The 19,222-nt window shown below is 72.4% G+C and carries 20 protein-coding genes; 14 read left to right on the forward strand and 6 right to left on the reverse strand.

What is annotated here, in order from left to right; translation table 11 throughout:
- Positions 1-438 precede the first annotated feature (438 nt).
- From ACVWW9_RS08090 to ACVWW9_RS08110, 5 genes are all read left to right on the forward strand, one after another.
- Positions 439-1,548: a phosphate ABC transporter substrate-binding protein PstS gene (locus ACVWW9_RS08090; RefSeq protein ID WP_456515068.1), complete on the forward strand. Its 1,110-nt coding sequence runs from the start codon at positions 439-441 to the stop codon at positions 1,546-1,548.
- Between the two features lie 107 nt (positions 1,549-1,655).
- Positions 1,656-2,588 (forward strand): phosphate ABC transporter permease subunit PstC, encoded by a 933-nt coding sequence (pstC, locus tag ACVWW9_RS08095; RefSeq protein ID WP_354256168.1) that lies wholly within the window; start codon positions 1,656-1,658, stop codon positions 2,586-2,588.
- A gap of 3 nt (positions 2,589-2,591) precedes the next feature.
- The gene (gene pstA, locus ACVWW9_RS08100) at positions 2,592-3,677 is read left to right on the forward strand and encodes a phosphate ABC transporter permease PstA (RefSeq protein ID WP_456515069.1); all 1,086 of its coding nucleotides are present in this window, start codon (positions 2,592-2,594) and stop codon (positions 3,675-3,677) included.
- A 5-nt stretch (positions 3,678-3,682) separates the two neighbouring features.
- Positions 3,683-4,462, forward strand: coding sequence for a phosphate ABC transporter ATP-binding protein PstB (gene pstB / locus ACVWW9_RS08105; RefSeq protein WP_354256163.1), 780 nt, complete (start codon positions 3,683-3,685; stop codon positions 4,460-4,462).
- 107 nt (positions 4,463-4,569) lie between these two features.
- The gene (locus ACVWW9_RS08110) at positions 4,570-5,157 is read left to right on the forward strand and encodes a DapH/DapD/GlmU-related protein (protein WP_456515070.1); all 588 of its coding nucleotides are present in this window, start codon (positions 4,570-4,572) and stop codon (positions 5,155-5,157) included.
- Positions 5,158-5,282: 125 nt separating this feature from the next.
- On the opposite strand, the gene ACVWW9_RS08115 is transcribed toward ACVWW9_RS08110, so the two are convergent.
- The 4 genes from ACVWW9_RS08115 to ACVWW9_RS08130 are packed head-to-tail and all read right to left on the reverse strand — an operon-like array spanning position 5,283 to position 9,966.
- Positions 5,283-6,224 carry an NUDIX hydrolase gene (locus ACVWW9_RS08115; RefSeq protein WP_456515071.1) on the reverse strand — a complete coding sequence of 314 codons (942 nt, stop codon included), beginning with the start codon at positions 6,222-6,224 and terminating at the stop codon, positions 5,283-5,285.
- Positions 6,221-8,482 carry an RNA degradosome polyphosphate kinase gene (locus tag ACVWW9_RS08120; protein ID WP_354256156.1) on the reverse strand — a complete coding sequence of 754 codons (2,262 nt, stop codon included), beginning with the start codon at positions 8,480-8,482 and terminating at the stop codon, positions 6,221-6,223. Before ACVWW9_RS08120 ends, ACVWW9_RS08115 begins: the two co-directional genes overlap by 4 nt.
- Before the next feature lie 12 nt (positions 8,483-8,494).
- The gene (gene mshD / locus ACVWW9_RS08125; RefSeq protein ID WP_456515072.1) at positions 8,495-9,328 is read right to left on the reverse strand and encodes a mycothiol synthase; all 834 of its coding nucleotides are present in this window, start codon (positions 9,326-9,328) and stop codon (positions 8,495-8,497) included.
- Positions 9,325-9,966, reverse strand: coding sequence for a response regulator transcription factor (locus tag ACVWW9_RS08130; protein ID WP_123697183.1), 642 nt, complete (start codon positions 9,964-9,966; stop codon positions 9,325-9,327). Before ACVWW9_RS08130 ends, mshD begins: the two co-directional genes overlap by 4 nt.
- Before the next feature lie 108 nt (positions 9,967-10,074).
- Here ACVWW9_RS08130 and ACVWW9_RS08135 point away from each other — a divergent pair, with 108 nt between their 5' ends.
- Genes ACVWW9_RS08135 through ygfZ form a run of 4 tightly spaced genes read left to right on the forward strand, consistent with a single transcriptional unit; the run spans position 10,075 to position 12,168 of the window.
- Positions 10,075-10,335, forward strand: a complete 261-nt coding sequence (locus ACVWW9_RS08135; protein ID WP_354256150.1) for a hypothetical protein — start codon at positions 10,075-10,077, stop codon at positions 10,333-10,335.
- Between the two features lie 40 nt (positions 10,336-10,375).
- Positions 10,376-10,498: a hypothetical protein gene (locus ACVWW9_RS08140; protein WP_281273315.1), complete on the forward strand. Its 123-nt coding sequence runs from the start codon at positions 10,376-10,378 to the stop codon at positions 10,496-10,498.
- 3 nt (positions 10,499-10,501) lie between these two features.
- A complete protein-coding gene (locus ACVWW9_RS08145) occupies positions 10,502-11,119 on the forward strand; it encodes an FABP family protein (RefSeq protein ID WP_354256147.1) in 618 nt (205 codons plus the stop codon).
- Positions 11,116-12,168: a CAF17-like 4Fe-4S cluster assembly/insertion protein YgfZ gene (gene ygfZ / locus ACVWW9_RS08150; protein ID WP_456515073.1), complete on the forward strand. Its 1,053-nt coding sequence runs from the start codon at positions 11,116-11,118 to the stop codon at positions 12,166-12,168. The genes ACVWW9_RS08145 and ygfZ overlap by 4 nt, the downstream gene beginning before the upstream one ends.
- A gap of 201 nt (positions 12,169-12,369) precedes the next feature.
- Here ygfZ and ACVWW9_RS08155 read toward each other — a convergent pair whose 3' ends face one another.
- On the reverse strand, positions 12,370-13,209 hold the full coding sequence (locus ACVWW9_RS08155; protein WP_456515074.1) for a class I SAM-dependent methyltransferase: 840 nt from the start codon (positions 13,207-13,209) through the stop codon (positions 12,370-12,372).
- A gap of 94 nt (positions 13,210-13,303) precedes the next feature.
- On the opposite strand from ACVWW9_RS08155, the gene ACVWW9_RS08160 reads away from it, so the two are divergent.
- The 3 genes from ACVWW9_RS08160 to ACVWW9_RS08170 all read left to right on the forward strand — a co-directional run bounded on the left by ACVWW9_RS08160 (position 13,304) and on the right by ACVWW9_RS08170 (position 16,425).
- Entirely contained in the window at positions 13,304-13,864 is a 561-nt protein-coding gene (locus ACVWW9_RS08160; RefSeq protein ID WP_456515075.1) for a PadR family transcriptional regulator, read from the forward strand.
- A gap of 39 nt (positions 13,865-13,903) precedes the next feature.
- Positions 13,904-15,604, forward strand: a complete 1,701-nt coding sequence (locus ACVWW9_RS08165) for an ABC1 kinase family protein (protein WP_456515076.1) — start codon at positions 13,904-13,906, stop codon at positions 15,602-15,604.
- Between the two features lie 71 nt (positions 15,605-15,675).
- Entirely contained in the window at positions 15,676-16,425 is a 750-nt protein-coding gene (locus ACVWW9_RS08170; protein WP_123697190.1) for a phosphoglyceromutase, read from the forward strand.
- Positions 16,426-16,504: 79 nt separating this feature from the next.
- Here ACVWW9_RS08170 and phoU read toward each other — a convergent pair whose 3' ends face one another.
- A complete protein-coding gene (phoU, locus tag ACVWW9_RS08175) occupies positions 16,505-17,209 on the reverse strand; it encodes a phosphate signaling complex protein PhoU (protein ID WP_123697191.1) in 705 nt (234 codons plus the stop codon).
- Positions 17,210-17,377: 168 nt separating this feature from the next.
- On the opposite strand from phoU, the gene ACVWW9_RS08180 reads away from it, so the two are divergent.
- Together ACVWW9_RS08180 and ACVWW9_RS08185 are read left to right on the forward strand one after the other, a co-directional pair.
- Entirely contained in the window at positions 17,378-18,532 is a 1,155-nt protein-coding gene (locus ACVWW9_RS08180; RefSeq protein ID WP_456515077.1) for a sensor histidine kinase, read from the forward strand.
- Positions 18,529-19,212: a response regulator gene (locus ACVWW9_RS08185; RefSeq protein WP_456515078.1), complete on the forward strand. Its 684-nt coding sequence runs from the start codon at positions 18,529-18,531 to the stop codon at positions 19,210-19,212. Before ACVWW9_RS08180 ends, ACVWW9_RS08185 begins: the two co-directional genes overlap by 4 nt.
- Positions 19,213-19,222 lie beyond the last annotated feature (10 nt).

The raw sequence follows: 19,222 nt of genomic DNA on the forward strand, positions 1-19,222 counted from the left end.
GCGTCACAGCATCCAGGGCGCCCGGGGAGACCCGGGCGCCCTGTCGCGTTCATGGGCGACGCGCCCGGCGGCGGGGATCGTTCGCGCTGAGCGCAGAGGGCTGCATGCGGCGCGCTCGGTCGCTACCCTGGATGAGCCGGGCCGCGTAACCCCGGGCTCCAATATTCGCCGCTGCGAGCGGCCTTCCGCCGAGAGGCGTTTCGCGGCCCGGCCTTCGCATGTCCGGAGCCGTCGCCATGTGCGCAGCTGTCGCGATGCCCGGAGCCGCTGCCGTCGCCGTCGCCTTGAGCCGCTCATGCGCCCCCGTTCACCGGCTGTTCACCTGCGCGGGGCCTGGCCGCCACCCTGCCTGCCTACCGTGATCAGCGGTGCGCAAGCGTGCGCCAGACCCAGGGCGCTGCAGTCCCTGCACCGAACCACATTCCGAAAGGGAACACCGTGAAGTTCACGAAGCTCGGCCGCGCTGCGGTCGTCGCAGCAGCTGGCGCGATCCTGCTCAGCTCCTGCGCCGCCAACGAGCCGGCGCCGAACGCGCCTGCCGATGGCTCCGACGCCCCCGCCGAGTCGACGCTCTCGGGCGACCTCGCCGGTGCCGGCGCGTCGTCGATGGGCGCAGCGCAGGAGGCATGGATCGCCGGCTTCCAGGGCGCGAACGAGGACGTCAACGTCACGTACGACCCCGCCGGCTCCGGCGCGGGCCGCGAGCAGTTCATCGCGGGCGGCGTCTCGTTCGCCGGCTCGGACGCCTACCTGGACGACGAGGAGCTCGCGGGCGAGTTCGCCGCGTGCGTGCCCGACACGCTCCCGGTCGACCTGCCGGTGTACATCTCGCCGATCGCCGTCATCTTCAACGTCGAGGGCGTCGACTCGCTCAACATGGACGCGTCGACCATCGCGAAGATCTTCTCGGGCCAGATCACGAACTGGAACGACGAGGCGATCGCCTCGCAGAACGAGGGCGTCACGCTGCCCGACGCGACCATCACGGCCGTGCACCGCTCGGACGACTCGGGCACCACCGAGAACTTCACGCAGTACCTCACGGCGACCGCCGAGTCCGACTGGACCGAGGGTGAGTTCGAGACGTGGCCCGCCTCCTACGGCGGCGAGGGCGCGCAGGGCACCTCGGGCGTCGTCGACGCCGTCACCAACGGCACCAACACGATCGGCTACGCCGACGCATCGCGTGCCGGCGAGCTCGGCACGGTCGCGCTGCAGGTCGGCGAGGAGTACGTGCCGTTCACGGCCGACGCCGCTGCCGCCGCGGTCGACGTGTCGCCGCGCGTCGAGGGCCGTCACGAGGGTGACATCGCGGTCGAGCTCGACCGCACGTCGACCGAGGCCGGCGTCTACCCGCTCGTGCTCATCTCCTACGCGATCGCCTGCACCGACTACGCGGACGACGCCGAGGCCGAGCTCGTCAAGGGCTACCTGAGCTACATCGCCTCGGCGGAGGGCCAGACGGCCGGCCAGGAGAACGCCGGCAACGCGCCGATCTCCGACGAGCTCCGCGAGGAGATCCTCGCGGTCGTCGACACGATCCAGTAGGACAGACTGATCTCGGCAGCGCTCGCGCTGCACCCGTCCGGCCGGGGCACTCCATCGCCCCGGCCGGACGCTCTGCCCGGCCCCTTCCCGAATCCACTGGGAGCCCCATGACCACCGCAGCACCGGCCGCCACTCGCGCCGCAGCTCCGAAGCGACCCGCCGACATCATCTTCAAGTCGATCTCGACGACCGCGGGCGTGCTCATCCTCGTCGCGCTCGCCGGCGTCGCGATCTTCCTCGTCGCGCAGGCCGTGCCCGCGATCATCGGCCCGCTGCCGAACGACGACAGCTTCTTCGCCTGGGTCTGGCCGCTCACCTTCGGCACCCTGTGGTCGGCGTTCCTCGCCATGCTCATGGCCGTGCCGCTCGCCATCGCGATCGCGCTGTTCATCACGCACTTCGCGCCCCGCCGCCTCGCGCAGGGCCTCGGCTACCTCATCGACCTGCTGGCGGCCATCCCCTCGGTCATCTACGGCCTGTGGGGCATCACGGTGCTCGCGCCCTTCATGCAGCCGGCGTACACCTGGCTGGCCGAGAACCTCGCGTGGATCCCGCTCTTCACGCCGCCCGCCTCCGGCACCGGTCGCACGATCTTCACCGCCGCCATCGTGCTCGCGGTGATGGTGCTGCCGATCATCACCGCGCTCTGCCGCGAGATCTTCCTGCAGACGCCGCGCCTCAACGAGGAGGCGGCGCTCGCGCTCGGCGCGACGCGCTGGGAGATGATCACGATGGCGGTGCTGCCCCACGGCCGCTCCGGCATCATCGCCTCCTCGATCCTCGGCCTCGGCCGCGCGCTCGGCGAGACGATGGCGATCGCGATGGTGCTCGCCTCGGCCGGCGCCGTGACCTTCGTGGTGGTCGGCTCGCAGAACCCCTCGACGATCGCGGCGAACATCGCCCTGCGGTTCCCCGAGGCGCACGGCATCACCGTCAACATGCTGATCGGGTCCGGCCTCGTGCTGTTCGCGATCACGCTCGTCGTCAACGGCGTCTCGCGGTGGATCATCGCGAAGACGACCGTGGACGGAGGCAGGTAGACCATGACCACCACGATCACCGCCCCTCGCCGCGAGGCGAACAACCCGCTGACCGCCGGGCAGCTGCCGAAGTGGGGCCCGTGGGCGCTGCTCGGCGTCGCGCTCGTCGTCGGCGCGGCCGTCTCGGCGCTCGTCGCCGGCGCGAGCGGCACCGGCTTCAGCCTGGTGTCGACCGTCGTCATCGGCTTCGTGCTCTACCTGGTCGCGATCACCGTCGTGAGCCAGCTCATCGAGGGCGGGCGCAAGGCCACCGACCGGCTCGTCACGGGCATCGTGCTCGGCGCGTTCCTGCTCGCGCTCGTGCCGCTGATCTCGCTCATCTCCACCGTGCTCGTCAACGGCCTCGCGCGCTTCGACATCCAGTTCTTCACCTACACGATGCGCAACGTCGTCGGCGAGGGCGGCGGCGTGCTGCACGCGATCGTCGGTACCGTGCTCGTCACGCTGCTGGCCGCCGTCATCTCGGTGCCGGTCGGCATCTTCACCGCCATCTACCTCGTCGAGTACGGCCGCGGCCGCCTCTCGCAGGCCATCACGTTCTTCGTCGACGTCATGACCGGCATCCCCTCGATCGTCGCGGGCCTGTTCGCCTACGCCCTCTTCGCGCTCTTCGCAGGGGAGGGCGTGCGCAGCGGCTTCGGCGGCGCCGTCGCGCTCAGCCTGCTGATGATCCCGACCGTCGTGCGATCGACGGAGGAGATGCTCAAGCTCGTCCCGAACGACCTGCGCGAGGCGTCGCTCGCGCTCGGCGTGCCGAAGTGGCTGACGATCGCGAAGGTCGTCCTGCCGACGGCGCTCGCCGGCATCGTCACCGGCGTCACGCTCGCCATCGCCCGCGTCATCGGCGAGACCGCGCCGCTGCTCATCATCGCCGGCTTCACCACGAACATGAACTACAACGTGTTCGACGGCCGCATGATGACGCTGCCGGTGTTCGCGTTCAACCAGTACGTCAGCCCAGGCGTGCAGGAGCAGGCCTACTTCGACCGTGCGTGGACGGCCGCGCTCGTGCTCATCCTCATCGTCATGCTGCTCAACATCGGCGCGCGCCTCATCGCGCACTTCTTCGCGCCGAAGTCCGGAAGGTAAGGAACATGTCCAAGCGCATCGAGATCAACGACCTCGACGTCTACTACGGCGACTTCAAGGCCGTGGAGGGGGTGTCGGTCGAGATCGAGCCCCGCAGCGTCACCGCCTTCATCGGCCCGTCGGGCTGCGGCAAGTCGACCGTGCTCCGCACGCTCAACCGCATGCACGAGGTCATCTCGGGCGCGTGGGTCGACGGCGAGGTGCTGCTCGACGGCGCCAACCTGTACGGCGCGGGCGTCGACCCGGTGAACGTGCGCCGCCAGATCGGCATGGTGTTCCAGCGCCCGAACCCGTTCCCGACGATGACGATCCGCGAGAACGTGCTGGCCGGCGTGATGCTCAACAACCGGCGGATGTCGAAGGGCGACCAGGACGAGCTCGTCGAGCGCTCGCTGCGCGGCGCGAACCTGTGGAACGAGGTCAAGGATCGCCTCGGGCTGCCGGGCTCCGGCCTCTCGGGCGGTCAGCAGCAGCGCCTCTGCATCGCGCGCGCGATCGCCGTCAGCCCCGACGTGCTGCTGATGGACGAGCCCTGCTCGGCCCTCGACCCGATCTCGACGCTCGCGATCGAGGACCTCATCGAGGAGCTGAAGCAGGAGTACACGATCGTGATCGTGACCCACAACATGCAGCAGGCGAGCCGCGTGAGCGACAAGACCGCCTTCTTCAACATCGCCGGCACCGGCAAGCCGGGCAAGCTCATCGAGTTCGGCGAGACGACGAAGATCTTCTCGAACCCCACCGTGCAGGCCACCGAGGACTACGTCTCCGGCCGCTTCGGCTGATCCGCGATCCTCAACGTCGCCTGTCGTCCCGCATCCCCGATATGGCGCTGATGGACCACCGGCGACGTTGAAATGCCGGACCGCGGGGCGGGCGTAGCGTGGTGGCGATGATCACCCTGCAGGAGTTCCTCGCACATGTGCGCAGCGGCGCCCTGATCGAGGCGGGCTCGCCCGAGCACGCCTTCATGCACGGCGCCGCCCAGGATGCTCTGCGCGTCACCGCCCAGCTGAACGGCGGCTACCGCACGCCCGACGAGGTGCGAGCCCTGCTGTCCGAGCTGACCGGCACCGAGGTCGACCCGTCGGTGACGGTCTTCCCGCCCTTCTCGAGCGAGTTCGGCAAGAACCTGCACCTCGGCAAGGACGTCTTCATCAACATGGGCTGCCGCTTCCAGGACACGGGCGGCATCACGATCGGCGACGGCTCGCTCATCGGCCACGGCAGCACGCTGACGACGCTCAACCACGGCGTCGACCCCGCGCACCGCGGCGACATGCAGCCGGCGCCGGTCGTGCTGGGCCGCAGCGTGTGGCTCGGCGCCTCCGTGACCGTCGTGCCGGGCGTGACGATCGGCGACGGCGCGATCGTGGGCGCCGGCGCGGTCGTGACGAAGGATGTGCCCGCGAACGGCATCGTCGCCGGCGTGCCGGCCCGGCTCATCCGCATGACGGGCTTCGAGGCCGCGGCAGGCTGACACGCTCGGCTGGCGCGGCCGGCTGACGCGCTCGGCCGCGAGTGTCGGGACGTCGTCGCCGTGTCGCGACGCTCGCGCAGCAGCGCGACACTCCGCACCTCGATCGCCCGTCTCGCGCTCCCGGGTCAGGGCTCGGCGGGGGCGTGCGTCTCGAGCGCGACGAGCGCGGGCGTGTCGCCGGCGCTGACGTGCAGCACCGTGAACTCCGCCGTGTGGAGCATCGACGCTCGGTGCGTGCGCTCCGACTCCAGCCCGTTCGCCGCGTGCACGACGGCGGTGACGATCTCGGGGATGATCGGCGCGTGCGAGCAGAGCACGGTGCCGCGGCGCTTGCGCACCGCCTTCGCGATCCGGGCCTCGAGCGCGGCGCGCGGGTCGACGCTCGACTCCTGGCTGATCTCGGCAGTGGCGCGCGGCGCGATCCCGGTGAGCGTGGCGAGCGGCGCGACCGTCTGCCGGCAGCGCACGGCGCTCGACGTGACGATGCGCCGCGGGCCGAAGGCCGCGACGCCCGGCGCGACGGCGCGCGACTGCCGCTGGCCGCGGTCGGTGAGCGGGCGCGAGGCGTCGTCGCCCTCCCAGTTGAACGGGTTCGCCGCCTTCGCGTGGCGCAGCGCGATGATCGGGAACGTGTGCGCGTGCCCGGCCGCGAGCCGCTCCTCGAAGCGCTCGATGACGTCCACGTCGTGCTCGTAGGTGCAGCGCGCCTTCGCCGCATCGAGCGGCAGCCACAGCAGCTCGAGGATCTCGTCGTTCGGCTCGAAGGGCGCGCGCTCCGCCTCCTCCTCGTCGACGAACGCCTGCCAGTAGTACACGACCTTGTCGCGGCCGTCCGGCAGTCGGTACTCGGTCGTGCCGAGCGGCGCCCCGAGCGCGATGCGCACGCCCGTCTCCTCCTCGATCTCCCGCGCGGCGCACTGCGGCAGGGTCTCGCCCGGGTCGAGCTTGCCCTTCGGCAGCGAGTGGTCGCGGTGCTGGGTGCGCTCGACGAGCAGCACGCGCACCTCGCCCGCCGTCTCGCGCCACACGAGCGCGCCGGCGGCGAGCACCGGCAGCTGGGTCGTCATCGGCCCGAGCGCTTGCGCCGCTGGATCTGCATCATCCGGTCGCGGTGCAGGTCGTCGAGCGCCGTGCCGTCCTCGCGGTAGAACCTGCGCGTCCAGGTGCCGTCGGCCTCCGCCCACCACGACGCGGTCTCGGGCGACATCGCCTTGTCGAAGTGCTGCTGGATGTCGCGCTTGTGCTCGCTCGAGGTGAGCTGGATGAGCGTCTCGACGCGGCGGTCGAGGTTGCGGTGCATCATGTCGGCCGAGCCGATGAACACCTCCTCGTCGCCGTCGTTCCAGAACGCGAACACGCGCGAGTGCTCCAGGTAGCGGCCGACGATCGACCGGATCGTGATGCGCTCGCTCAGCCCGGGCACGCCCGGCTTGATCGAGCAGATGCCGCGCACCCAGATCTCGACGTCGACGCCGGCGCGGCTCGCGCGGTAGAGCGCGTCGATGAGCTGCTCGTCCACGATCGAGTTGACCTTGAGCCGGATGCGCGCGGGGCGGCCGTCGCGCGCCGCCCGCGTCTCGCGCTCGATGCGCTGCAGCAACCCCTTGCGCAGGTGGCGCGGGGCGACGAGCAGGCGCTGGAACGACTTCTCCTTCGCGTAGCCGGAGAGCTCGTTGAACAGCCGGGTGATGTCGCGGCCGACCTGGTCGTTGTCGGTGAAGAGGCCGAAGTCCTCGTAGATGCGGCTCGTCTTCGGGTTGTAGTTGCCCGTGCCGATGTGGCAGTAGTTGCGCAGCCGGCCGTTCTCGCGCCGCACGATCATCATGAGCTTGCAGTGCGTCTTGAGGCCGACGATGCCGTAGACCACGTGCACGCCCGCGCGCTCGAGCTGCCGCGCCCAGCGGATGTTCGCCTGCTCGTCGAAGCGCGCCTTCACCTCGACGAGCGCGAGCACCTGCTTGCCGGCGGCAGCGGCGCGGATGAGCGCCGCGACCACGGGGGAGTCGCCGGAGGTGCGGTAGAGCGTCTGCTTGATCGCGAGCACGTCGGGGTCGTCGGCAGCCTGCTCGAGGAGCGCCTGCACGCTCGTCGCGAACGACTCGTACGGGTGGTGGACGAGCACGTCCTTGCGGGTGATGGCCTGGAAGAAGTCGGCCCGCTCATCCTGGTCGGTCGGCAGGAAGGCGGCCGCGGTCACCGGCACGCGCTTCGTGTAGTGGAGGTCGGGCCGGTCGAGCCCCGCGAGCTGGAAGAGCCCGCTCAGGTCGAGCAGGCCCGGCAGCTTGTAGACCTCGCGCTCGGTGATGCCGAGCTCGTCGACGAGCAGCGCGTACGTGTCGTCGTCGATGTCCTCCGACACCTCGAGGCGGATCGGCGGGCCGAACTTGCGGCGCGAGAGCTCGTGCTCGAGCGCCTTGATGAGGTTCTCGGTGTCGTCCTCGTCGATCGTCACGTCCTCGTTGCGCGTCACGCGGAAGGCGTGGTGCTCGACGATCTCCATCCCCGAGAACACCTCGTCGAGGTTGTTCGCGATGAGCTCCTCGAGCGTGAGGAAGCGCTGGGACTGGCCGGAGCGGGGCAGCTCGACGAAGCGCGGCAGCACCGCGGGCACCTTGAGGCGCGCGAACTGGTCCTCGGGCTCGCCCGGCACGCGCACCCGCACGGCCAGGTTGAGCGAGAGGCCGGAGATGTAGGGGAAGGGATGCGCGGGGTCGACCGCGAGCGGCATGAGCACCGGGAAGATCTCGGCCTCGAAGCGCGCCGACATCGCCTCCTGCTCCTCGGGCGTGAGCTGGTGCCAGGCGACGACGCTGATGCCGGCGGCGTCGAGCTCGGGCTCGAACGAGCCGCGGGCAGCGCGCGCGTGGCGCAGCTGCAGCTCGTGGGCGCGCTGCACGATCTGCGCGAGCAGCTCGGCGGGCGCGATGCCCACGTTCGTCGGCACGGCGAGGCCGGTCGCGATGCGCCGCTTGAGGCCGGCGACGCGCACCATGAAGAACTCGTCCATGTTCGACGCGAAGATCGCCAGGAAGTTGGCGCGCTCGAGCAGCGGCGTGCGCGGGTCCTCGGCCATCTCGAGCACGCGCTCGTTGAAGGCGAGCCACGAGAGCTCCCGGTCGAGGAAGCGGTCGGCCGGGAGGCCGTCGTCGGTCTCGCCGCCCTGCAGCTCCGCGGACCAGTCGAGCTCGGCGTCGTAGTCGTCGAAGTCGGCGGCGTTCGCGTCGTGGAAGCTCTGCTCCTCCTCGAGCGTGCGCGCGGTGCGGGAGCGGTCGAGCTGTGCCTCGTCGCCGGAGAGGCCGGTGTCTGTCGCGATGCCGTCGGTCATGCGCCAATCATGTCAACCATCGGTGAACGGCGCGTGCCTCCATCGCACGTCGATCGCCCAGCGATCGAAGCCCGCGCGCTCGTACAGCGCGAGCGCGGGGGCGTTGTCGCCCTCGACGTAGAGGTGCGCGGTCATCGCGCCGAGCGCGCGCATCCGCACGAAGGCGGCCGCGAGCATCCGCTGGCCGAGCCCCGCGCCCTGCCGAGTGGGCGAGACGCCCAGCACGTACAGCTCGGCGACGTCGCCGTCGGGCTTCACCCAGGCGAAGGCGTCGAGGGCGCCGGGCGTCGAGGGGTCGGCGCCGTCGGCGACCACGAGGTTCGCGTCGTCGTGCCACGGCTCGGCCATGCGGGCGGCGAGGTCGTCGGCCGACATGCGGCCCTGCTCGGGGTGGTCGGCGAAGGCAGCGGCGTTGAGGGCGAGCAGGGCGGATGCGTCGGCCGGCTCGAACGCGCGCACGCCGTCGGGCAGCCGGTCGTCGGCGCCATCGGCAGCCGGCACCGGCGCGCGCAGCTGCAGCAGCGTGCGCACGCGCGCCATGCCGAGCGACGCGGCGATCGCCTGCGCCGCGGGCAGGTCGCCGTGCGACCAGGCTTCGAAGGCGCCGAGCTCGGCCGCGACCCGGCGCGCGAGGTCACCGCCGCGGCCCTGACCGCGCGCGTCCGGCGCGACCGCGAGCTCGACCTCCCGGTCCCGGTCGCTGATGACGGCGAGCGCCTCCGCGTCGCCGATCGTGCGGCGCTCGCCGCGCTCGAGCTCGACGAGCGCCTGGTCGTTGAAGGGCGGCACGCCGTCGTGCGCGGCGCAGGCTGCGGCGAGCGCGCGCGCCAGCTCGATCGCGCTCACTCGTCGGCCAGCTCGAAGCGGTAGCCGACGCCGCGCACCGTGCCGATGACGCCCTCGAGGTCGCCGAGCTTGGCGCGCAGGCGGCGCACGTGCACGTCGACCGTGCGGGTGCCGCCGAAGTAGTCGTAGCCCCAGACCTCGCTCAGCAGCTGCTCGCGCGTGAAGACGCGCGCGGGGTGCGACGCCAGGAAGCGCAGCAGCTCGAACTCCTTGTAGGTGAGGTCGATGGGGCGGCCGTCGATCTTCGCCTGGTAGCTCGCCTCGTCGATCGAGAGGCCGCTCGCCACGATCGGGCCGCTCGTCTTCGCGCCGGTGATCGCGAGGCGGATGCGCGCCTCGAGCTCGGCGGGACCGGCGGAGTCGAGCACGATGTCGGTGACGCCCCACTCGGCGGTCACCGCGGCGAAGCCGCCCTCGGCGAGCACGAGCAGCAGCGGCGCCGCGTCGCGCTCGAGCAGCCGGCACAGCTGCTTCGCGGCGGCGAGCTCTGCGGCGCCGTCGACCACCACGACGTCCGCGTCGGGGGCGTGCGCCACCGCCTCCGCCGTGCCGGGCAGCATGGTCACGCGGTGCTCGAGGAGCTCGAGACCCGGCAGCACACCCCGGTCGCGGCGGGTGAAGATCACGACGTGCGCCATCCAGCCCCCTGCCTGCGCTCGATCCTACGGGTCGCGGCAGCGGGTCCCGAATCGGCGCGGATGCGGCGCGGGCCTTGCCGTCCAGCCGAGGTGGGGGATGATGGGCGCGTGTCGTGGCGATGGGCGAGCGTGTGGCCGGTGTGGGCGGTGGCCGTCGTCGGCGCCGTGCTCGTCGGCGTGCTGCAGCCGACCGATGGCATCGTCTGGATGCCGATCGTGCTCGGCGCCTGCACGCTCACCGCGTTCGCGATCCAGCTCGGCGGCCCGACGGTGCCGGGCATCGTCGGCCGGCTCGCGGAGGCCGTGCTCGGCTCGGTGATCATCCTCGCCGTGGCGAGCGCGATCCTCGTGCCGCTGACCCACCTCTGACCACCCGTCCCCTTCGGGCGAGGTCGGCTAGGATCGAGCCATGGCAGAAATCCCCATCGTCGCGCTCGAGATCTTCTACCTCGGCCTGCTCGGCCTGGCGATGCTCGCGATCTTCGGCATCTCCTTCGTCGTGATCCGCAACCTCTTCAGGGGCCAGCGCTAGCCGATGCTCGACCTCGATCCCACGCTCCCGGCTGAGCTGGGGCCGCTGCAGTGGCTCATCGGCACCTGGGAGGGGACCGGCGTCCTGTCGTTCCCCGTCGGCGACCGCACCGTCGAGCACGAGTTCGCCCAGCGCGTCTCGTTCGCGCACCACGGCCACCCCTACCTCGCCTACGAGGCGTACGCGTGGATGCTCGACGACGAGCTGACGCCGCTCGCCGCCGAGAGCGGCTTCTGGCGCCTCGCCCGGCCCTCGGCCGACTCGGACGCCGGCCCCGGCATGCTCCCGCCCGAGGGTGAGCCCGCCTATCCCGACGCCTCCGCGGTCGAGTCGCTCCGCCGCCCCGACGGCGCCTTCGACCTGCAGGCGCTCATCTCGCACCCGACGGGCGTCGCCGAGCTGTACCTCGGCACGATCGCCGGGCCGCGCATCGACCTCGCGACCGACGCCGTGCTGCGCGGCGCGGGCGCGAAGGAGCACACCGCATCCACCCGCATGCTCGGGCTCGTCGACCAGCACCTGCTCTGGGCGTGGGACCTCGCGGCGCTCGGGCAGGGGCTCGAGAGCCACGCGTCCGCGCGCCTGACGCGCGTCGTGCCGGGCGAGGCGAACGAGCAGTGACGGCTGCCGCGGCGCTCGCGAGCCGGATCCCCGGAGCGGTGCTCGGCCCCGACGGGCTGCCGCTGCACGTCGGCAACCCGGTCGCCGAGCAGCGCCGGCTGCGGCGCGACGCGCTCGTGCTGCTGCCGCGCGACGTGCTGCGGCTCACCGGGCCCGACCGGCTGCCGTGGCTCGACTCCATCACCTCGCAGGCGATCGACCGCCTGCCCGCCGGCGCCTCGGCCGAGACGCTCGTGCTCTCGCCCGAGGGCCGCATCGAGCACGCGCTGCGGCTGCGCGAGACGGGCGACGCGCTCTGGATCGTCGTCGACGCCGGTGCCGGTGACGCGCTCGAGGCCTGGCTGACGCGGATGCGCTTCTTCAAGGAGGTGGGCATCGAGCGACCGGAGGCGGTCGTCGTCGGCGCCGCGGGGGAGCCCGCGGGCGAGCTCGCCTGGCTCGACGGCTGGCCAGAGGTCGCGCCCGGCGGCGTGCGCTACGGCGAGCCGACGGGGGAGCCCTGGCGCTGGTCGGAGGCGATCCTGACGCCGGCCGAGGCGGATGCGCTCGACCCGGCGCGCTTCGTCGGCACGCTCGCGGCGGACGCGCTCCGCATCGCCGCCGGGCGTCCCGCGCTCGCCGAGGTCGACGAGCGCACGATCCCCCACGAGCTCGACTGGCTGACCACCGCCGTCCACCTCTCGAAGGGCTGCTACCGCGGCCAGGAGACGGTCGCGAAGGTGCACAACCTCGGCGCCCCGCCGCGCCGCGTCGTGCTGCTGCACCTCGACGGGAGCCAGAACGCGCCCGTCGCACCGGGCGACGTCGTGCTGCGCGGCGACGCAGAGATCGGGGCCGTGACCTCCTCGGCGATGCACGACGAGCTCGGCCCGATCGCGCTCGCGGTCGTGAAGCGCGGCACCCCGACCGACGAGGACCTCGCGGTGCGCAGCGCCGAGGGCATCGCGGTCGCGGCCGGCCAGCAGGTGCTCGTGCCGCCGACGGCCGGCCACGCGCACCGCCCGCCGCGCCTCCCGCGCCTCGGCGCGGTGCAGCGCCCGTCTGCGTAGCCGAGCGCCGATCGGGGGCCGTAGGTGCGGGGCGTCGCGATCGCTCGGCGGTAGCGGTTCGCGACCGAGGCAGGGCCGGGACGACAGGGGCTCGCGCTGCTCGGCCGTTCGCTCGGTGTCGGGCTGTGGCGCGAGTGTCGCGACACTCCGGCACAGAGTCGACACTCCGCTGCGGGGGTGCGCACGGGTGTCGGGAGCGGGTCAGGGGAGCGGGGCGACGGCGTCCCACGCGACCGTGAGCTCGCCGAGGCGCCAGCGCGACGGCCCGCCGGCGACCGGCCAGCCCGCGTCGCGCATCCGCCGCACCGTCGACCGCCACCGCTGCCCGGCCCCGAAGTCGGCGAGCGGCGCATCGCTCGCCCACGCCCGGTCGAGCTCCACGAGCAGCGCGTGCACGCGCTCGCCCGGCACGTTGCGGTGGATGAGCGCCTTCGGCAGCCGCTCGGCGACGACCGACGGCGCGGGCATCGCGTCGGTGCCGAGCTCGTCGACCTTGAGGGCGATCGTGAGCGACCTCGGCCCCGTCGCATCGAGGGCGACCCACGCGCAGACGCGGCCGAGCTCGTTCGAGGTGCCCTCGACGAGCAGGCCGCCCGGCGCGAGCCGCGCCCGCATGGTCGCCCAGTGCCCCGCGACCTCGTGCTCGTCGTACTGCCGCAGCACGTTCATCGCGCGGATGACCTGGGGTGCCCGCGGCGCGGGCACCTCGAAGCCGCCGAGCGCGAACGAGACCCGGGCGTCCGGCGCGATCGCGCGGCCGTAGCGCGTCGGCCCGGCCTCGCGGGCGAGCGCGAGCTCGGCGGTCGCGAGGGCGACGCGCGCCGGGTCGATCTCGAGGCCCAGCACCTCGACACCCGGGTTGCCGCGCGCGAGGCGCTCGTGCAGCTCGAGGCTCGTCGTGGCGCTCGCGCCGTAGCCGAGGTCGACGACGAGCGCGCCGGGCACGCGCGCCGCGGGCTGCGCGGCGATCCAGCGGTCGACGCGGCGCAGTCGGTTGACGCCCGTCGTCCCGCGCGTGATGCGCCCCGTCGGCTTGGCCACGCATCCATTCTCATAGGTTCTGCACCCTTCCGCGACGCGCGTGAGCGATATATCGTTGCGTATCGTCGAGACGCGACGGTGCGAGGAGGACATCATGCACGGTTCATTCGCAGGCGGAGGCTACGCCGGCCCACGGGGCTTCGGCGACGGCCGGCCCGGCGCTGGCGTGTGGGAGGCGATGGAGCAGCTGCGCACCGCGTTCGAGCGGCGCGGCGGCACCCGGATGGGTCGCGGTGACGTGCGCGCGGCCGTGCTCGCGCTGCTCGCCGAGCGCCCCATGCACGGCTACCAGATCATCCAGGAGATCGAGGAGCGCAGCGGCGGCGCGTGGAAGCCGAGCCCCGGCTCGGTGTACCCGACGCTGCAGCTGCTCGCCGACGAAGGGCTCATCAGCGCCGAGGAGGCGAACGGTCGCAAGACCTACGCGCTCACCGAGGGCGGCAGGGCCGAGGCGGATGCCGCCGACCGGCAGGCGCCCTGGGTCGCGACGAGCGAGCGGGAGAGCGGGTTCTCGGCGCTGCCGAAGGCCGGCATGGAGCTCGCGCAGGCGGCCGCGCAGGTGGGCCGCACGGGCACGCCCGAGCAGGTGCAGCAGGCGGTGGCCGCGCTCGACGAGGCGCGCCGTAGGCTCTACTCCATCCTCGCTCAGGACTGAACCCGGGTGCCGACCCCACGTCGGGCGCTAGGAGGGACGATGCCCGACGCCGGGAGCACGCGCGCCCGCTACCGCCGCATCCTGCGCTTCGCCGCCCGGCATCTCGCGATCATGTGGTGGTTCGAGCTGTTCCTGCCGAGGATCGGGCTCGTCCGCCTGGCGGCGCGCGGCCGGAGCCGCCGGATGACGCGCTTCGCCCGCCGCTTCCACGCGCTCGCGGTCGAGCTCGGCGGCCTGATGATCAAGGTCGGGCAGTTCCTGTCGTCGAGGCTCGACGTGCTGCCGCCCGAGATCACCCGCGAGCTCGAGGGGCTGCAGGACGAGGCACCTGCCGTGCCGTTCGCGCAGGTGCGAGCGCTCGCCGAGCAGGAGCTCGGCATGCCGCTCGACCGCGCCTTCGCGTGGATCGACGAGACGCCCATCGCCGCCGCGTCGCTCGGCCAGGCCCACCGCGCCCGCCTGTCGGCGCTCGACACCGCCGACACCGGCATCACCGACGCGGTGGTGAAGGTGCAGCGGCCCGGCATCGAGGCGATCGTCGACGTCGACCTCGCGGCGCTGCGGCGCGTGGGCGGCTGGCTGCGGCGCGTGCGGATCGTCGCCGACCGCGTCGACGCGCCGGCGCTCGTCGAGGAGTTCGCCATCACGAGCCTGCTCGAGGTCGACTACCTGCACGAGGCCTCGAACGCCGAGCGCTTCACCGCCGCGTTCGCGGGCGACGCCCGCGTGCGCACGCCCGAGATCGTCTGGGAGCGCACGAGCCGCCGCGTTCTGACCCTCTCCGACGTCTCGGCGATCAAGATCAACGACGTCGACGGCCTCCGCGCCGCGGGCATCGACCCGTCCGAGGTCGCCTCGACCTTCGCCGCCGTCATGTTCGACCAGCTGTTCTCGCTCGGCTTCTTCCACGCCGACCCGCATCCGGGCAACCTGTTCGTCACGCCGGTCAGCGCAGGCAGTGGCGATGCACCCGGCCCGGACTGGCAACTCACGTTCGTCGACTTCGGGATGATGGGCGAGGTGCCGAGCGGCACCCGGCGCGGGCTCCGGCGGATGCTCATCGCGGCCGCCGCGCGCGACGGCAAGGGCCTCGTCGAGGCCATCCAGGAGCTCGGCGCGCTGCTGCCCACGGCCGACACCGCGGAGCTCGAGCGCGCGATGAGCCACGCGTTCGCCCGCTTCGGCGGCATGGGGTTCGCCGAGCTGCGAGACGTCGACCCGCGCGAGTTCCGCGACTTCGCCGTGGAGTTCGGCGAGCTCATGCGCTCGCTGCCGTTCCAGCTGCCCGAGGACTTCCTGCTCATCATCCGCGCGATGTCGCTCACGTCGGGCGTCGCCAGCAACCTCGACCCCGCGTTCAACCTCTGGGACTCGGTCGAGCCCTACGCCGGCCGGCTCGTGCGCGACGAGCGCGGCAGCGCCGTGCGCGACATCGCGCAGGAGGTGCTCGCGACCGCCGGTGTCGTGGCTCGGCTGCCCAGGCGGGTGGATGCGCTCATCACGCGCGCCGAGGAGGGTCGCCTCGCGATCAGCACGCCGCGCCTCGACCGCCGGGTCGCGCGGCTCGAGCGCGCGGTCGGACGGCTCGCCACGGCGATGCTCTTCGCCGGGCTGCTGCTCGCGGGTGCACTGCTGCGACCGGACGACCCGGAGGTCGGCACGGTGCTCATGGTGGCCTCGGCGGTGCCGCTCGTGCTCGTCGTGGTCGGCCCGATCCTCGGACGTCGCGGCCCGGACTGACGGCCCGGCGGCGTGCGCGCGCCGCGGCCGCCCGCACGCGACGGCGCATGCATCCCAACTAGGCTTGCGGCATGACCGAGCGCACCCTCATCCTGCTCCGCCACGGCCAGTCGACCTGGAACGAGAAGAACCTGTTCACCGGCTGGGTCGACGTCCGCCTCACCGCCAAGGGCGCCGAGGAGGCGAAGCGCGGCGGCGAGCTGCTGCGCGAGCGCGACCTGCTGCCCGACGTGCTCTACACGTCGCTGCTCACGCGCGCCATCCAGACCGCGAACATCGCCCTCGACGCGGCCGACCGCGCGTGGATCCCGGTGACGCGCTCGTGGCGGCTCAACGAGCGCCACTATGGCGACCTGCAGGGCAAGGACAAGGCCGAGACGCTCGAGCAGTACGGCGAGGAGCAGTTCATGCTCTGGCGCCGCTCGTTCGACACCCCGCCGCCGGCGATCGCCGACGACAACGAGTTCTCGCAGGCGGGCGACCTCCGCTACGCCGGCATCGACGGCGACGTGCCCGCGACCGAGTGCCTCAAGGACGTCATCGACCGCTTCCTGCCCTACTGGGAGTCGACGATCACGAAGGACCTCGAGGCCGGCCGCACCGTGCTCGTCACGGCGCACGGCAACTCGCTGCGCGCGCTCGTGAAGCACCTCGACGGCATCTCCGACGACGACATCGCGGCCCTCAACATCCCGACCGGCATCCCGCTCGTCTACCGCCTGGGCGACGACAACATGCCGCTCGGCCCGGGGGAGTACCTCGACCCCGAGGCGGCAGCGGCCGGCGCGGCCGCCGTCGCGAGCCAGGGCAGCAAGCACTAGTCCGTGCACGACGAAGGGCCCCGCGCCATGCGGGGCCCTTCGTCGTCGGTGGCGACGTCGGCGCTCGCGCGCCGCGGGATCACTCGGGAGCGGGCTGCGCGCGCACCGGCTCGGGCGCCATGTCGGCGCGCGCGTCGTCGTCGCCGGTCCAGTCGCCGGTGGCGAGGTACTTGACCTTCTTGGCGATGCCGACCGCGTGGTCGGCGAAGCGCTCGTGGTAGCGGCTCGCGAGCGTCGCGTCGACGGTCGTGTGCGCCGCACCCTCCCACGTCGTGCCGAGCACGTGCGCGAAGACGTCGCGGTGCAGCTTGTCGACGTGCGAGTCGGCCGTCTCGAGGCGGTCGGCGAGCGTGAGGTCCTGCGACTCGAGGAGGTCGCGCAGCATCTTCGCGATCTCGATGTCGCTCGCGCCCATCTCGGCGAACGTCGGCTGCAGCGACTCCGGCACCACCTGCATCGGGAAGCGATAGCGCGCGAGCAGCGCGATGTGGCGCGCGAGGTCGCCCATGCGCTCGAGCGACGCCGAGATGCGCAGCGCCGAGACGACGATGCGCAGGTCGCGGGCGACCGGCGACTGGCGGGCGATGATGTCGATCGCGAGCTCGTCGAGCGACGCGGCCTTGTCGTCGATGATCGGGTCGGTCGCGATCACCTGCTCCGCGAGCTGCACGTTGGAGTCGCCGAAGGCGCGCACCGCGGCCTCGATCGAGACGACGACGTGGTTGGCGATGTCGACGAGGCGCTCCTGCACCTCGCTCAGCTCCTGCTGGAATACGTCGCGCATGGCTCCTGCTCTCGTTTGTGCGCCGCGCCGTCGCTGCGTCGAGCACGGCACGGACCTGTCGCCCAGTGTTCTGGCCCCAGGTTACCGGCGGGTGTCCAGTGTCTGAACCCTCGGCGGCGACCGGCCCCCGGCGGCGAACGGCAGGTGGCCGCCGACTACGCTGACAGGGTGGATGCGTCCTGGTACGTGCTCATCGCGCTCCTGCTGGGATTCGCGATCGGAGCGGTCTCCGTGCACCTCCTCGGCATCGCCGCGCATCGCGGTCGCCAGGTGATGGCGATCGCGAGCGAGCCCGTCCCGGACGGCATCGCCGCGATGGTCCACGTGCTCGAGTCCGCGGGCGTCGTGCTCGACGGCTCGAACCAGGTGATCCTCTCGTCGCCCGGCGCGCTCGCGCTCGACCTCGTCGAGGGCAGGGCGCTGCGCTCGCACGACATCCTCGCCGCCGTGCGCCGCGTCTGGCGCTCGGGCGAGCAGGAGGTGCTCGAGCTCGTCCACCGCCGCGGCCGCATCGGCGCCGGCATGGACGTGCACCTGCGCGTGCGCGTCGCGCCGCTGGGCAACCGCTTCATGCTCGTGCTCGCAGCCGACCGCACCGAGGAGCTGCGGCTCGCCGGCGTGCGCCGCGACTTCGTCGCCAACGTCAGCCACGAGCTCAAGACGCCGATCGGCGCGGTGAGCGTGCTCGCCGAGGCGATCGAGGCGGCGGCGGAGGATCCCGACCGGGTGCGCTCGTTCGCGCAGCGCATGCAGCTCGAGGCCGACCGCCTCGCGCGCATGACGAAGGCGCTCATCGACCTCTCGCGCATCCAGTCCGACGACCCGCTCGACCACGCCGAGCGGGTGCCGATCGGCCGGGTCGTCGAAACCGCGGTGGACCGCAACCGCGTGCTCGCCGACTCCAAGCGGATGCGCGTCATCCCGCGCGTGCTCGACGAGGCCGACGTGCTGGGCTCCGAGGACCTCATCACCATGGCGGTGCAGAACCTCGTCGCGAACGCGCTGCAGTACTCGCCGGAGGCGACCCACGTGGGCGTCGGCGTGCGCGTGACCGACGGCGTCGTCGAGATCTCCGTCACCGACAAGGGCGTCGGCATCGGCCATGAGGACCTGGAGCGCGTCTTCGAGCGCTTCTACCGGGTCGACCCGGCGCGCAGCCGCGTGACCGGCGGCACGGGCCTCGGCCTCAGCATCGTGAAGCACGTCGCCGGCAGCCACGGCGGCGAGGTCACGGTCTGGTCGCGCCCGGGTCAGGGCTCCACCTTCACGCTCCGCCTGCCCGTCGCAGGCGCCACCGCCACCGCCCCGAAGGAGATCGCATGACGCGCATCCTGATCGTCGAGGACGAGACCGCGCTCGCCGAGCCCCTCGCCTACCTGCTCGAGCTCGAAGGCTACGAGACCGCGCACGCCGCCGACGGCGACGCAGCCGTGCGGATGTACGAGACGGAGGGCGCCGACCTCATCCTGCTCGACCTCATGCTGCCGGGGCGCAGCGGCACCGAGGTGTGCCGGCACATCCGCCAGACGTCTCAGGTGCCGATCATCATGCTGACCGCCAAGGACAGCGAGGTCGACACGATCGTCGGGCTCGAGCTGGGCGCCGACGACTACGTCACGAAGCCCTACTCGACTCGCGAGCTCGTCGCGCGCATCCGCGCGGTGCTGCGCCGCCGCGCCGTCGAGGACGAGGAGGAGGACGACGCGGTCGTCGAGATCGGCCGGGTGCGGCTCGACGCCGACAGCCACACCGTGACCGTCGAGGGGCGGGAGACGGCGATGCCGCTGCGCGAGTTCGAGCTGCTCGAGTACCTCATGCGCAACGCCGGCAGGGTGCTGACGCGGGGCCAGCTCATCGATCGCGTCTGGGGGAGCGACTACTTCGGCGACACGAAGACGCTCGACGTGCACATCAAGCGGCTGCGGGCGAAGATCGAGGAGGACCCGTCGAACCCGATGTGCGTCGTCACGCTGCGGGGCCTGGGGTACCGCTTCGAGCGCTGACCCGGCGCTC

This window comes from Agrococcus sp. UYP33 (assembly GCF_054060915.1).